Origin of the sequence: Paenibacillus oryzisoli (assembly GCF_050467285.1) — a bacterium.
Classification (GTDB): domain Bacteria; phylum Bacillota; class Bacilli; order Paenibacillales; family NBRC-103111; genus Paenibacillus_E; species Paenibacillus_E oryzisoli_A.
In genome coordinates this window covers 292,999-307,659 of record NZ_JBCMUN010000001.1, presented here as the reverse complement: position 1 = coordinate 307,659, position 14,661 = coordinate 292,999, and the positions used below count along the sequence as shown (strand labels likewise).

The window sequence follows — 14,661 nt, the reverse complement described above, 5'->3', positions numbered from 1 at the left end:
GCCCTAGGTGTCTATTGGAAAATTATTGAATCGGCAGCCCATACAAGCGCCATGGCTTGCGTCCGCCAAAATATCCGCACAAATGGCTCTGCGCCGGTACCGGCTCGATCGCCCATGAGCTCGCGGCAGCAGCGGCGGCGGCGGGATGATCCGCGCTGTAGAGTACCGCCTCTTCGCCCTGCGGCAGCTCAAGCTCGAACACGCCCCCGCCCAAAGAACGGAGCTGCACCGCCGTGCCCCCGGACATCCGAATGTCTCCCTGCATATCCGTTTGTATGCGGCATGGCTGTCCGGCCAAGCTTTTGACCCTAATCCATGCCGTAGTTCCTTCGGATCGCACCGCACTGACCTCGAATGCGCCCTCGGCCCGCAAATTATGAAAGACAGCTTCCCTCCATTCGGAAGGAACGGCCGGGAAAACCCGGATCTCTTCTCCCCAGCTTTGGAGCAGCATATCGTGGATCGCTTCCGCCCCGGCGAGCGGAGACTCGATGACCGGTCCCGCCTCTTTGTACATCGTGTTCGGTTTGATCAGATGCATCAGCGCTTTCAGATACTTCAGCGCTTCGTCGCCTTCGCCCACCGCTGCGGCGATGGACGCGGCGCCGGTAAACGTGAACCCGCGCAAGTCTCCCTCGCGTGAAAACCAATGGCGCAGCGAGCGCAGGATGAGCTCCCGTTCTTCCGGCGAATCCCCGCTGAGCAAGTGCAGCGGGAAGACCGCCATCAAATGGCTGAAATGGCGATGGCCGAATTCCAGCGGCTGGCCCGCGCCGATCATAAAGCCGGTCTCATCGACAGGCAGCGGCGTTAATTGCTCCAGAGTCTCTTCCCAGCGGGATTGCGAAGCATCCTGAATGCCCAGGATGTCGCACATCCGCAGCAGCGTCTGGCAGCCCCATCGCAGCAGGGCCAAGTCATAGTGCGTATCCGGCACAGTTAGCTGCAGGAATGACCCGTACTCGGGCGAGATCATCGGCGGCAAGTGTAATTTGCCGTCATCGCCTCGCTCCAGCAGGTGCAAGTAATACTGCACGCTTCGCTTCAGCAGCGGGAACAGCAGCTCCTCGAGCATCGTGTTGTCCATCGCGTGCCGGTAATGCCGCCATAAGTTATGACACACCCACGTCAGGTTGCCGACTTCGGTCCCGACCTCACCGGCCAAGTCGTAGCTCATGCTGCGGCCCAGCCCCGCTGAATCTTCGCGGTAAGGCTCGGGTACATTGCGGATCAACTGCGCCATATTATCACGAAAAGCGCGAACAAGCGATTCGCCGAGTTCCAGCCTGCCTGATGTGTAGACAGGGGAATAGCTCATTTGCACGTTCATGTTGAACCAGACGCCTGCCCATGGCGTCGTTGTGAGCCAAGGGCCTTGGTTGTCCATGATCATCCCGTCGCTGCGGGTTGCGGAAGCCAGTTTGTACATCTGGATCCAATAGAAGCCTTCCAGCATCGTGTCCGGAATGGACACAAAGCTTTGGCGATAGTACTGGTGCCACCAGCTCCGGTGCGCTTCCACCCAAGTATCCCACGGCTGCTTGGCTGCCTCGCGCACATTCGCTTCCACTTTGCGCTGGGCCTGCTCATCGAAGCCGTTTTCGATCGAGAGCCACAGCCGGCGCAGATGAGGGGAGCTCGCAGCCGGCGATTCCGTCCATGCCGTCGTGCAGCCGCCATCATGGTCGAACTTTTGCACGCCAATCGTTACTCCATCCGCCGCCGTATGCCGGACAACTTGCGCCTTCGGAATGTACTGATTCAGGTTGATGCCGTCGGCATTCTTCAGCACCGGGTCTACTTCGCTGAACGCGTACCAGGTCATGCGCGCGTCCTTCTCGCTCTCGCTGGTTTCCAGCTCCACGGCCAGCACCGCATCCTCGCTGTGAACAAAAGCGCGGACGGTCACCGTGCCAACTGTTGTCGTAATCTCCGCCCGCATCTCCGCGTTCCACAAATCAATCCGAACGGAGGACGGTTGATAGTACCAGCCCGTCAGTTCCAAGTGCAGCTCTCCCACCGGCACGCGGGGCGGAAATCCGCCGCCGGGTTTCTGTGCCGTGACGTCCGTGCGTCCGAGCACAAACCGCAGCACGTGCCGTTTATCGCGATGCTCCTCGCTATATATCATGGCCCCGATCACGCCATTGCCGATAAATGCCCCTTCGTCCCATGAAATCGGCTTCACCGACCACGTCAGATCATGTCTAGCCATAAAGGAAGGCCAATCTAAGGTTGTCTTCACCAACATAACCACACTCCTTACTCATTTCCTGCTAAGCGGCGACGGATCTTCCAAACAAAACCCCGCATATGCGAAGCGGGCTAAACCGCTTGGCTTGGCCGCACCGCGCCCAATCTAAATATACATTCGTGTAGGAAGTTTACCATTGTGTTTAATTATGGTGATATGACTTTTTTTGTGCAGGGGGATGCAAGGGGGCGTTGCTTCTGCTGTGCTCACTTTGCGCTTGGGCGCGCTCGGACAATCACCAACTGCAAAAACTGCAGGTAATTCGAGGGAAAAGGGGCAAAATGCATGAAAGACCTGCATTTCTTACAGTAAAATTCCGAGCAAATTGCTGTGTAATCGCTTCCATTCAATTCTTTGCCGAAATTTACTGTACTTATTGCAGGTCCTCTCTACATTTGGGCTTGAATGGCGAAATTAGCTGTATATTTTGCAGTAGTGGGGCTCCCCTCCGGCAAAAAAAAGAACGCCACCCCCCGCGTTCCCTCTTCTCACTGCTGTTATAGCGTCTCCACTTCCACAATTTCAATATAAGTCATCGCTTTCAGCTCGTCGTACACCTCGGAGGCGTACTTCCTGTCCACATAGATGATGAAGTTGAGCTCCTGGTGCTGCTGATTGAGCTCCTTGATGTGAACACTCTGCATCCGGTAGCCTCGCGCGATGATCGCCTTGATCACCTCGGTCATGTTCGCATCATGCGACACAATGAGCCTTACGCGCAAATCCTTCATCAGCAGCGGCCGCGGCCCCATTTTCTTGATAAAAAACGGCAAGACCACGACGCTCACCAGAATGAGCACCAGCCCGAAAAAGGCTTCCACGATAAAGCCGGCACCCACGGCGATCCCGAGTCCGGCCGCGCCCCAAATCATCGCGGCGGTCGTCAGCCCGACGATGACATCGTTGTGCTTGCGGATGATCGCCCCGGCGCCAAGAAAACCAATGCCGCTGACCACTTGGGCGGCGAGCCGCATCGGGTCCATCACATGCAGACCCGCGACGGCAAATTTATTCGCCGACTCGATCGAGACGATCGTGAGCAGGCAAGCGCTCAAGCAGATCACAAGCGACGTCTTCAAACCGAGCGGCTTGTTCCGGACTTCCCGTTCAAGCCCGATGATGAGCCCGAAAATCGCCGATATACCGAGTTTTAACAATATGTCCGTATCTACAATAAGTTCCATTAATGCTGTCTCTCCTAGATAGTTGCGTTTACAATATCTTAACATTCGGAGAGAAAAAAGAAAGCGTCAAATTTTTAACAGCAACCATCAAATTTTGAACCGATACCCAGCGCCCCAGACAGTTTCAATATATTGCGGATTCGACGGGTCCTGCTCAATCTTCTCGCGCAGTTTGCGAATATGTACGGTTACGGTCGCGATATCGCCGAGCGCATCCATCCCCCACAGCAGGTCGAACAACTGCTCCTTGCTGTACACGCGATTCGGATTCATCGCCAGATGCGTCAGCAGATCGAATTCTTTAGTCGTAAAAATAGCTTCCCGCTCGTTCACGAAAACGCGCCGAGCCGTTTTGTCAATTAACAGCCCGCGAATGCGCACCTCATCGTTGCGGGCCTCGCGCCGCCCCATCAGCCGCTCATAGCGCGCCAAGTGCGCCTTGACCCGAGCCACCAGCTCGCTGGGGCTGAACGGCTTGATCATATAATCGTCGGCGCCGAGGCCGAGACCGCGGATTTTGTCGATGTCTTCCTTTTTCGCCGACACCATAATAATTGGAATATCCTTCTCGCTGCGCAGGCGGCGGCAAATTTCAAAGCCGTCTACCTTCGGCAGCATCAAGTCCAAAATGACGAGATCCACCGAGGTACTGAGCGCCCGCTCCAACCCCTCGTCGCCGCTGCCAGCAATCTCCACACTGTAGCCGCTCAGCTCCAGGTAGTCCCGCTCCAGTTCGGCAATACTCAGTTCATCCTCGATGATTAAAATATGACTCATACGCCACTCCCTTCCTGCGTCTGCGCGCCCTGCTTCAGCACGATCGTAATCGTCGTGCCCTGCCCGATCTCGCTGCTCGCGCTAATGGAACCACCGTGTTCCTCGACGATCTGCTTCGCGATGGCGAGCCCTAATCCGCTGCCGCCGGTGGCGGTATTGCGCGAAGGGTCCGCCCGGTAGAAGCGGTCGAATATATGCGGCAGCGCCTCCGCCGAGATGCCCTGCCCCCGATCCGCGATCTGGAGGACGGCATGCCCCTCATGCGCGAACAGGCGCATGGTGACGTCGCAGCGATCCGGATCGCTGTATTTGACCGCGTTCTCGATGATGTTCAGCAGCACGCGCCGAAATTTATCCCGATCCAGCGTGACGAGAAGCGGTGGATCCGGCAGTTCCGCGACGCGGAACACGGCCCCTTTTTTCTCCATATCCGTCTGAACATCCTCCGCGCAATCCCGCACATAGCTGACGAGATCGACTGTCTCGAATTGAAACGGCACTTTGCCAAGATCTAGCTTGGAAAAGAGGAACAGCTCATCGATCATCCGGTCCATATCGACCGCTTTGTTGTAGATGGTCCGGATGTATTTATCCAGTTTGTCGGGGGAATTCGTCACTCCGTCCATAATGCCGTGCGCGTAGCCTTTGATGGCGGTCACCGGCGTTTTCAGGTCATGCGAAATGTTGGACAGGAGCTCCTTGCGGTTCTCCTCATATTGAAGCTGCAGCTCCACGGATTCCTTCAGCTTGCGTCGCATCGCTTCAAACGCTTTGCTCAGATCGCCAAGCTCATCCTGGGCGTACGGCACGATTTCGAAATTGAGATTGCCTTCCTTGATCTCCTCCGCGGCGCGCCTCAGCGCCCGCAACGGCCGGATAATACTCCTGGAGACGAAGTACGTCAGCACCCCGTTCGTCCCCACGAGTATAATCAGGAACGTCCAGACAACGGATCGGGAGAACGCGTGCAAATATTTTTGAAATGAGCTGCCGTTCAAGAAAATGAAGACAGACCCTTGACTCTGATCGGAAAATAAAAAGTCTTGCTGGCGGGTAATCCAGAGGGAACCTTCCCCCCAGCCCAAATGTCCGGGTTTCGAGCTAAGCTCGGTCGTGCCGTAACGGGGGAGCCGCAGCCCTTGGCCGGAATCGCTCGTCTTCAAATACGGGGATACATACGTAACGGTTTGATCCTTGCGGACGATCAGTCCCATGTTGAGCTTGTGGAAACGATCTTCCAGTTCTTTCAGCAAATCCGCCTGCAGCAGCGCGTCGGGATCCCCGTCGATTTTCGTTTTCAGATAAGCGACATCCTCCGCTTCCTGCTCGATGACGCGCTTGACCGGATTCCCATGGGAGAAATCGACGTCAAAGGCGGATTTCAAGCTGCCAAAAGCGGCAATGGCGAACAAAATCAAGGCTAGCCCGAACAGCACAAGCGGCACGAGCAGCATGGCGATATAAGACAGGACTAGCCGTAATCGAATCGACATGACGCGTTAAAGCTCCTTTCGGTCAAACACATAAAAGCCTGCTGTAAACAACAATATACTACACGCCAGAAAAAACATAAAGATCGCGCTGATTCGTCCAAAGTCAAGCCCGCTGCCTACCCAGAGCATATGCCAATCCAGATAAGACGTCGGGGAGAAGCGGTTCACCTGCGGCAGGAAAAAACCTCCCGCCTTGACAGCCAGATAAAGCAGAATGGAGACGGTCAGTGCAGCACCTGAATTGCGGAAAAACTGCGCGAGCAGCACGCCGAGCATCGAGATCACGAGCAGCGGCACGAAAGCGGCGCCGTACGCCAGCAGCCACTTCAGCACGGTGCCGAAGCCGCCGCTGTGTTGCAGCAGCAAGGAGCTAAGCGTCGAGGCGAGAAAGCCGGCAGCCAGGTAGGCGATGGCCGACAACGCGAGCGCGGCTTGCTTGGAGGTGAATACGCCGAAGCGCGTGATTGGGCGGGTCAGCACGTTCTTCATCGTGCGGTCGCCGATTTCGCCGGCGAAGCTGTCCGCGGCGTTCATGAACAGGAACAGCGGCAGCAAGACGCTCGTCAAAATCCCTAGCATCATGATCGGAAAATCCTGCGATGTGAAAGCTCCGATGCCGATGCCTTGCTGGAATCGGGAGAGCAGGATGCCGGCTGCGACCGGCAGAAGCAATGTCAGCGCCAGGAAGGCGATGGTGCGCTTTTTCAGTGCCATTTTGATCATTTCGTTGCGAATGTTCGCGGTTAGACTAAGCATGGGCTGCTTGCCCCCTTACTTGGTTTAGTTCGTGCAGGTACGCCGCTTCCAGCGTCCCTCGCTCCTGCAGGAGCGTAGAGATTGCCGCTTCCCGGATCAGCCGCCCTTCATGCAGGATGCCGATGCGGCTGCACAGCTGCTCCATTTCCCCGATGAAATGGGAGGAAAGGAAAATCGTGATCCCCTGCTCGCGCGCTAGCCTCGCGATCAATTCCCGAATCTGGACCATCCCTTCGATGTCCAGCCCGTTCGTCGGCTCATCCAGGATGAGCAATTCCGGCTCGCCGAGCAGCGCCGCGGCGAGACCAAGCCGCTGCTTCATGCCGAGGGAGTAGCCCGCGACTTTCTCGTGCGCATAGGGGCTGAGCCCCGTCAGCTCTAACACTTCGTCGATACGCCCCTTCGGGAGCTGCGGATAGAAGCGCGCCGCCTGCTCCAGGTTCCGCCGGGCGCTCATGTACGTGAACGCTTCGGCCGTCTCGATCAGGACGCCGACCTTCGCCATCGCCTGCTCGAACCGGGTACCGACGTCATGGCCGAACAGCCGGAGCTGCCCCTGCTGGGGGCGGGCAAGCCCCGTCAGCATTTTCATGACCGTCGTTTTGCCCGCGCCGTTCGGCCCGAAGAATCCGTAGATATCGCCTCGGTTAACCATCAGGGAAATATCGTGGATGCCCCGTCGATTGGAAAAAATTTTCGTAACGCCGCGCAATTCCAGCACCGGACTCATGACGTGTGATTCCCTTCATGTCCGCGGCCGAATCGGCCTTCCGGCTTCTCGAACTGGATATGCTCCACCGTTTTACCCGTCAGATCCACCGTATCTGGCACCGTGGAATTCATGCTGGAAAGCGCCATATCGATGTGCAGCACAAGCTGATGCGCCGTACCTTGGGCATCTTTGCCGGACACATGCAGGCTGCCCGATTGATGCGTGATGTGCAGATCACCGTCTACGCTCGAGTTCATTTCGATTTCATCCAACTTGACGTCCGACGTCAGCTTCGGCAGCGCGTCGCGAAGCGCAGCTACATCAAACCCTAGCGACTGCACTTCAGCAGGAACAGCCTTCTCCGTGCTCGCCATCGCGCCATGCTTGATCAGCAGCGAACCAACCGTATTCACCACGGCAGGAATCTGGCTGCCTGTCAATTGAAAATGCAGCTCTTTGCCGCCGCCCGTTCCCGCATTCGTTTCCGTCACGTAGTTCTTCAGGTTGCCAACCAGCGCATCCAGTACATGTTCTCCGTCGCTCAGTGCCTCCGGCGATGGTTCGTGCTTTTGCATGCCGCGCCCTTCCAGCTTCCCATGAGCGTCGTCGATGTCGATCACTTTATACACGTCGGAGCCGCCCGTCTGCATAATACGCTGACCGTCCTGGCTGTAGAAACGGATCGTTTGCACCTCGCCGCCGCTCGTTACTTTGACATCGGCGCTGCCGGCGCCGTCATTGCCGCTGCTTTTAATCACAGAATTCACTTGGACGACTTGCGCTCCGTTATCTTCGAGCGTCACATTCACATTCCGCGTCACATTGCTGACTGCCGCTGTTTGCTTGACCGCGGCCTTGAACGTTTCATACCCCGGCGCATCGCCGACACCCGCATAAACCGAAGTCACCAGCATCATACTGCCGACCGCCACACCTACACCTAACAAAGCAAGCTTTTTATTCATTTGACATCCTCCGCGCCTTCAGGCGTTCCATCGAATTTGTAAGCGCGTGATCCCGCGCCTCCATGTTCTTCATGATAGCCCGCACGGCTAAATTGCCGCTAAAGCCTCTCTTAACGAAGCCTAAAACAATTCTTAAAATTTTCTAAACTGAGGGACGACCCATCGAACAAAAAAAGAGCAAGGGACGCCTATGTCCCTTGCCCATTTCTCTCAGTATTGTGACTCGTTCCTCTTCAGTCTCAGCATGCCGGAGTGAACGATATGTACGTTCACCTGAATGTCGCCAAGTTCGAAATCAGTTAAAGCTTTCGCGCCCTTATTCGTCAGCCGGGCCCAGTCTGGAAACCGATCGTGGTAGAGCACATGCTCGAAGGAATAGACGTCGGCATCTACTTTGCGCCCTTCTGAAAATGTGTAGCGTATATTTTTCTTGATTTCCTCCTCAATGAGCTTGGTAAGTTCAGGTTCCGGGACATATTTCAGCACTTCAGCCACAATCGCTTTGCCCTTCAATTGAACATCAAAATAAACTTGATTCTCGGTGATCCGCGGCTTTACGCTGGCTCTGGGCTTTTCAATTCGAATGACCCCAACAGCTTTGCCATTTTGATGAATGGGAAGCGTTGTACGTACCGTTTCGTTGCTCATCCAGCGCAATCCAACAAGCCGATCGAAGCTGAGTACAGCAAAGTGCGGCATCTTCGTCAGCGCAACAATCCCTTCGACACGGAGCTTAGGATCTTCTTTTTTATTCTCATACCAAGTAGTTCGATCGACACCCAGCACTGGAATATTAACCGTATTCCCAGGCTCGCGCAATTGACTGCTTACCTTGTAAAGCCGAAGCGGAGCCACCATGGAATGCTGTCTGTAATTCTCTTCTGGCTGCATGAGAATGGAATTCATGGGCGATACATCAAAGAAGGGAATGACATTCAACAAGTCTAGAATCGGCTCATTCGTTGTGTAAATCCATTGGGTGTAACGCGTTTCATTGAAACGGATAGAACCGTCCGTGAAACGAAGCCCTGCCTTTTCAATGGCCGCCTGGCTGAATAAATAGGCGCCGACATGCCCCCAAAATACCCGTTGCTGCGCGGTTCTGTATAAATTGTTGTACGCAGCGCTGACCGTTTCGCCGGCCCCCTTGCCCACCCATATTTTGGGTGCCTGTGTGGACTGACCTTCCTGCTTCGCAACGTTGGCGAAGGAAAGCATCTGCCCGTACACAATATATTGGCCATCTTGATAATCAAAGCCGATCGCCGTCATATAATTGACATCTTGAATCGTCTTCATATCCCAGCAGCCTGTCAGCAGCAGCGGCAAGACTAGAACAATGAAGATACCTTTACCCGCGATGCGCCCCAGCATTAGAGATTCCCGTCCGATCTCGTATCGTCCTGCGGGTGCAAGTCTTTCGGCCTTCGCATCATTCTTTTCCAGGGCAAGGCAATGACAGATTTGATAATTTCTCCACGAATTGGCGGCGTTATCGGAGTCAAGTACGGCACCCCGAACGATTCCAGTGTAGACATAAACAACACTAGACCCATGACGGAAAGCATGAAACCGTAAATGCCGAACATTGTGGAGGCCAGCAAAATCAGGACGCGCATAATGGTAATCGTACCGGATAAGCTCTGATTCACCAACGTATACATCGCAATCGTAGACAAAGATGTCACGACGAGCGTCGTTGGCGAAGTCACACCTGAACGAATCGCCGCGTCTCCGACGATGAGCCCGCCTACCACCGTCACGGTTTGCCCGACGACCTTGGGCAGACGCGCCCCTGCTTCCCGGAACAGTTCAAAGAGCAACAGCATGACAATAAAGTCCATCGCTCCGGAAAGCGGCAGTCCTAGGCGAGAAGAGGAAATCGTCGCCACCAGTTGGAACGGAATCTGATCCAGATTAAAGCTGGAAACGGCAATCCAGAAGCCTGGCAAAAAGATGGCAATGAACAAGCCGATCAGCCTTAGCAAACGCTCAAAAGCAACAAACGTAAAGGGGTTGTGAACGTCTTCCGGCGAATTCAGAAGGAACATGAGATTAACCGGCCCTATGAGCGCAATCGGAGAACCGTCGACAAGAAGCGTGAACCGGCCTCGAAGCAAGCAATCGGCCACATAATCGGGGCGTCCCGTCTCATCAATCAGCGGAAAAAATGAATGAATGTTGCCCGACAACGGCTCCATCAGCTGCATGCTGGAAATAACAGCATCAACATCAATGGATTGCAGGCGGTCTTTGACTTCTTGAAGGAGATCGGGATTAATGACATCGCCTAAGTACAACAGCGCCACCACCGTATTGCTCCTTCGTCCAAGCGCGATTTTCTCGCAGCACATGCTGTGGGACAGCAACCGTTTACGAACCAGCGCAATATTGGTTACCACATTTTCCGTAAACCCATCGCGCGGTCCCTTGATGGACGTCTCCATACTGGACTCTTCCGGCTGTCGATTCGGCGGGGACGCAATGTCCAGAGAGAATACTTCTTCACTTTCTTCAAAAAAAAGGACGACGAATCCGCTATACACCAGCGTTCCCATTCGCTCCATCAAGTTCCTCCCGGTAAGCCTCTGAAGTTGGATTAAGGAACTCACGTCCATCTGCTCGGAAAGCGCATCATTCGTTCCTTTCATCAGACTGTAAAGCTTGGGCAGCACAAGCGAATCGATACGCTCAAGCTGCACCATGCCATCGCAGTAGATTAATAAGACACGCCGTTCCGGCTCCTCCGCTGTCAAAGGATACGAACGGACAATGACATCCTCCGAAAGTTCAAACCAATATCGAATATCCGTCTCATTCATCCATGCTCCTCCTTCCGTTTTCCAGGCAAGAGAGTGACTGCCAACATATACAGCATGACCGCCATCCCCGCAATGAACATGGAAGGGTAATAGATATCCTGTATCCATCTAAGCATTGTATTGTCAGAGATAGGCACCATGCTGTCAATAACGAGAGAGACCGAGATCGCCAGCAGCAGAATCGTCCGCGTTCTTCTACGATTGATTTCCCAGATATCGATCATGAGAAACATCAACGCAGACGTTCGAATACATGCCCCGGAAATCCATTGAAAGATGGACAAAAAGTCAAGGTGTGAGATGTACTTTCCTACCGTAACCATACGCCACTGTTCAAACGCGGGGTATCGCAGATCCGCAGCTTCAAACGGCCCGAAAATCGCAATGGCCCCCGTCAGCGGCCCGATCGTCAAGCCCAGAATGCAGACGGAAATGATGAGCAGCGCACGCAAACGAATCCGGGTACTGGCATGATGCTGCAGAAAGATAAGTACAAGCATTTCAAAAGAAGCGCCGCAGGTTAAGTACATACTTTCGAGCGCAGGGCGATAACCGTGCGTAAATAGCGGGGTCAGCAGCGAATAATCTTTATACTGGAAGTTGGCCCCCATGACAAAATAACCGAGGACGACGACCAGCGGCAGTAAAATGCCAGTCGAGATCGCAATCGCACGCAGTCCCGCCCTTGCCGCAAAGAAGCAGAATAACACAAAAGCCGAACTGATCATCAGCATCGGAGTGCCGGGCAAATAGGTCGTCTTCGTCCAAACCATAACATCCCGCAGCGAAACGCTTGCGTGTATATATGCAATAAGGCAGATTGCGATACGAAGAGGGGTTGTGAGGAGACGGTTATTAAACTTTTCCCTCATCCAGATGAGAAAATGCTGCTGCTGTGTGCGCTTAACGAGCACGTAAACGAGACTCGCATAAATCAGGATCGGAATCAGGGAGGCAGCAGCACCGACCCAGGCATCGCGTTTGCCGAAACGCAGCAGAACCGGAATCAGCAGCACGTGATTCGTAATCGCAATCGAGATTATAAAAATGCAATAAAGTTGAAATGCGGTAATTTTCTTGGCAGCAAACATAGGCTCGTTTCCCCTCATAGACGACCTGCAATCCGTACGAACAGCGAGACAACGGTATTTGTTAACGTGCGCTATTCATTGGTAAATTATGCGCGGGACGGCAAAAAGCCCCCGGTTCCATCTGAATGGAACCAGGGGCCCTGCAACTCACGACGCTTAGTAGAACGTAGCCAAAATAATAACGAGCAAGATGAAAAGCACCAGTACGATAGCTGCGCTATTGTAGCCTTGCGACATGGAGATTCCTCCCTTCCGTCTGCCTAACCTTGATTCTTATCTGGTCATAGCATATGTCCGGCAGGACGGTCCGGTATGGACGAATGTCTAGCTGCCTGCAAGAAAAGGAGAGAGCTCGCCGAGATAAAAAATGTCCAGCTCATGCAGCGGCCGCGTGCACGCCGTGTAGAGCAGCTTCTGCTCGCGAGCTTCCGCATAAACGGCAGCGCCCGCGTTGTACAGAATGACCGCGTCGAACTCGAGCCCTTTGGCGAGATACGCGGGCACAATCATCACCCCTGCCTCGTAGTGCAGGGTGTCTTTGGTAATCCGCGCGAGGCTCGGCAGCAGCGGCTTCAAAGCCGCGTGCGCGCGCGCCGTCTCGCGCTCGGTCTTGCAAATGACGGCGACGGAGCCCGCGCCGCCGTCAAGGCGAGCCTGAACCGCCTCCGCGATGCGGCGGTGCAGCTCGGCCTCGTCCGCCGCCTGCGTCAGGCGCGGCGGCTCGCCGCTGCGGGCGAACGGTTCCACCGGTTCGCCGCCAGGCAAAATCGCCGACGCGAACTCGGTGATCTCCCGCGTCGAGCGGTAACTCTTGACGAGACGGATTGTCGTCGTCTCGGCTTCCTGCATCAGCTCGCTGATCGAGCTGAACGCGCCTGTGTCGTCGGCATTCGCATGCGCGAAAATGCCCTGGTTCCAGTCCCCGAGCAGCGTAAAGCGCGCGCGGGGGAACAGCTTGCGCAGGTACGCGTAGTGGAACGGCGAGTAGTCCTGCGCCTCATCCACGAGGCAGTACCGGATCGTGCCGACGCGCAGCTGCCCTTCGACGAGCCCCTTGAGGTACACAAGGGGCGTGGCGTCTTCGTAGCGCAGGATGCCCTGCTCCAGCGTTTCGCCGGTGTAGGCCGCGATGGCCGACCAGGCGGCAGGCAGCATCTCGCCAAGCTGCACGCTGATGCCCGGCAGCAGCTCTGCGCTCGCGAACATGCCTTTGTACAGGCTGAGCACGTCGACAAAGGCCAGCTTCTGCGCCCGCTCCTTAAGCGGTGCAATCGCTCGGTGCGCCTTCGCGCGGGCCATTTTTTTCAATTCAGGCTCCGAGCCCATATATTTCGGCTCCCGCATCAGCTTGCGGAAGAAACGCTTCTCCGCATCGGCCTGCACCTGGTCGAGCCGCTCCAGCACCCACTCGGACAGCTGCTCCATCCGTTCGCCGAGCGCGAGGATCGACGCCTTGCCGTAGAACCGCTCGCTCAGCTCCGTCCCGGTAATCAGCACTTTCGAACCCACTGCAAAATCCACAAACGCCAGCCCGCTTGTCTTTAACTGCTCACCGTACGCTTCCATAATGTGCAGGAACGCTTCGGACGTTTTGTAGCGGATGCTCTGCATGCGCGTTTCGTAAGCCGGTTCGCCGCTCGTCCCCGTCAGGATAAATTCCAATTGGTCATACGGGTCTTCGAGCTGCAGCCCGAGATCCGACAGCTTGAACGTAAGGTAGTCCTGGAACGTCGTCTGCTGCATCGTCGCCTCACCCAACTCCGGCAGCACGCGGGACACGTAATCGCTGAACAGCGAGTTCGGCGAAAAGAGAATCATATTGTCCGCGCTGAGCGTCGTGCGGTACTTGTACAAGAGGTACGCGATGCGCTGGAGCGCGACGGACGTCTTGCCGCTGCCCGCCGCGCCCTGCACGACCAGCACCTTGTGCTGGTCATCGCGGATGATCTGGTTCTGCTCGCGCTGAATCGTCGTCACGATGGAGCTCATCTTCTCGTCGGCGCTGCGGCTCAGCATCCGCTGTAGCATCTCGTCGCCGATCGAGAGCCCCGTGTCGAACACGTCCTGCAGCTCGCCGTACTTAATGATGTACTGCCGCTTCAGCTCCAGCACGCCGCTGACATCCATCTCCGGCGTGCGGTACGTCGCCGGGCCGAGCGGATAATCGTAGAACAGCGCGGCGATCGGCGCGCGCCAGTCGTAGACGAGCATCTCGTCCGTCTTAGGATCAATGAACGATGTCAGCCCAATGTAAATTTCTTCCCGAGCCTGCTCCCCTTGCTCCTTGAAATCAATCCGGGCAAAATACGGCGCATCCACGACGCGCAGCAGCTTGTACAACGCGTCCTGGGCGACCTGAAAGCTGCGCTTCTGGCCCTGCAGGACGTGCTCTTGCTGGGCCATGCTCGCCGCCGTCTCGATAATGTCGTCGGCGTTGTCCGCGTTGACGGAAATGTCGTCCCAGAAGCTGCGGCCGATCTCCGTCACTTCGCTTCTGCGCTCGTCCACCGTCTCCCGCAGCTCCGCAATGCGCCCTTGCATGCGGGATCTGACACTCTCCACCCGCTTCGTTTCCTGTTCCCGCTCCTGCGCGTCTATCGCCATTCG

12 protein-coding genes are annotated in these 14,661 nt (G+C 55.6%); all 12 read right to left on the bottom strand.

The window, feature by feature from the left end; genetic code table 11:
- Window positions 1–22: 22 nt before the first annotated feature.
- The 12 genes from ABE504_RS01120 to helD all read right to left on the bottom strand — a co-directional run bounded on the left by ABE504_RS01120 (window position 23) and on the right by helD (window position 14,658).
- The gene (locus tag ABE504_RS01120; RefSeq protein WP_430083292.1) at window positions 23–2,251 is read right to left on the bottom strand and encodes a glycosyl hydrolase family 95 catalytic domain-containing protein; all 2,229 of its coding nucleotides are present in this window, start codon (window positions 2,249–2,251) and stop codon (window positions 23–25) included.
- Between the two features lie 500 nt (window positions 2,252–2,751).
- Complete coding sequence (locus ABE504_RS01115; RefSeq protein ID WP_430083289.1) at window positions 2,752–3,438, bottom strand: MgtC/SapB family protein; 687 nt, start codon at window positions 3,436–3,438, stop codon at window positions 2,752–2,754.
- Between the two features lie 87 nt (window positions 3,439–3,525).
- On the bottom strand, window positions 3,526–4,215 hold the full coding sequence (locus tag ABE504_RS01110) for a response regulator transcription factor (protein ID WP_430083286.1): 690 nt from the start codon (window positions 4,213–4,215) through the stop codon (window positions 3,526–3,528).
- Window positions 4,212–5,708 carry a sensor histidine kinase gene (locus tag ABE504_RS01105; RefSeq protein WP_430083283.1) on the bottom strand — a complete coding sequence of 499 codons (1,497 nt, stop codon included), beginning with the start codon at window positions 5,706–5,708 and terminating at the stop codon, window positions 4,212–4,214. The genes ABE504_RS01110 and ABE504_RS01105 overlap by 4 nt, the downstream gene beginning before the upstream one ends.
- 6 nt (window positions 5,709–5,714) lie before the next feature.
- A complete protein-coding gene (locus ABE504_RS01100) occupies window positions 5,715–6,464 on the bottom strand; it encodes an ABC transporter permease (protein ID WP_430083280.1) in 750 nt (249 codons plus the stop codon).
- Entirely contained in the window at window positions 6,457–7,194 is a 738-nt protein-coding gene (locus ABE504_RS01095; protein ID WP_430083277.1) for an ABC transporter ATP-binding protein, read from the bottom strand. Before ABE504_RS01095 ends, ABE504_RS01100 begins: the two co-directional genes overlap by 8 nt.
- Window positions 7,191–8,141 (bottom strand): hypothetical protein, encoded by a 951-nt coding sequence (locus tag ABE504_RS01090; RefSeq protein WP_430083274.1) that lies wholly within the window; start codon window positions 8,139–8,141, stop codon window positions 7,191–7,193. Before ABE504_RS01090 ends, ABE504_RS01095 begins: the two co-directional genes overlap by 4 nt.
- Before the next feature lie 210 nt (window positions 8,142–8,351).
- Window positions 8,352–9,515, bottom strand: a complete 1,164-nt coding sequence (locus ABE504_RS01085) for a Ger(x)C family spore germination protein (protein ID WP_430083271.1) — start codon at window positions 9,513–9,515, stop codon at window positions 8,352–8,354.
- The gene (locus ABE504_RS01080) at window positions 9,515–10,963 is read right to left on the bottom strand and encodes a spore germination protein (RefSeq protein ID WP_430083268.1); all 1,449 of its coding nucleotides are present in this window, start codon (window positions 10,961–10,963) and stop codon (window positions 9,515–9,517) included. Before ABE504_RS01080 ends, ABE504_RS01085 begins: the two co-directional genes overlap by 1 nt.
- Complete coding sequence (locus ABE504_RS01075; RefSeq protein ID WP_430083265.1) at window positions 10,960–12,054, bottom strand: endospore germination permease; 1,095 nt, start codon at window positions 12,052–12,054, stop codon at window positions 10,960–10,962. The genes ABE504_RS01080 and ABE504_RS01075 overlap by 4 nt, the downstream gene beginning before the upstream one ends.
- A 156-nt stretch (window positions 12,055–12,210) precedes the next feature.
- Window positions 12,211–12,291, bottom strand: a complete 81-nt coding sequence (locus ABE504_RS01070; protein ID WP_430084716.1) for a YjcZ family sporulation protein — start codon at window positions 12,289–12,291, stop codon at window positions 12,211–12,213.
- Window positions 12,292–12,378: 87 nt separating this feature from the next.
- Window positions 12,379–14,658: an RNA polymerase recycling motor HelD gene (helD, locus tag ABE504_RS01065; RefSeq protein ID WP_430083262.1), complete on the bottom strand. Its 2,280-nt coding sequence runs from the start codon at window positions 14,656–14,658 to the stop codon at window positions 12,379–12,381.
- Between the last annotated feature and the right edge of the window lie 3 nt (window positions 14,659–14,661).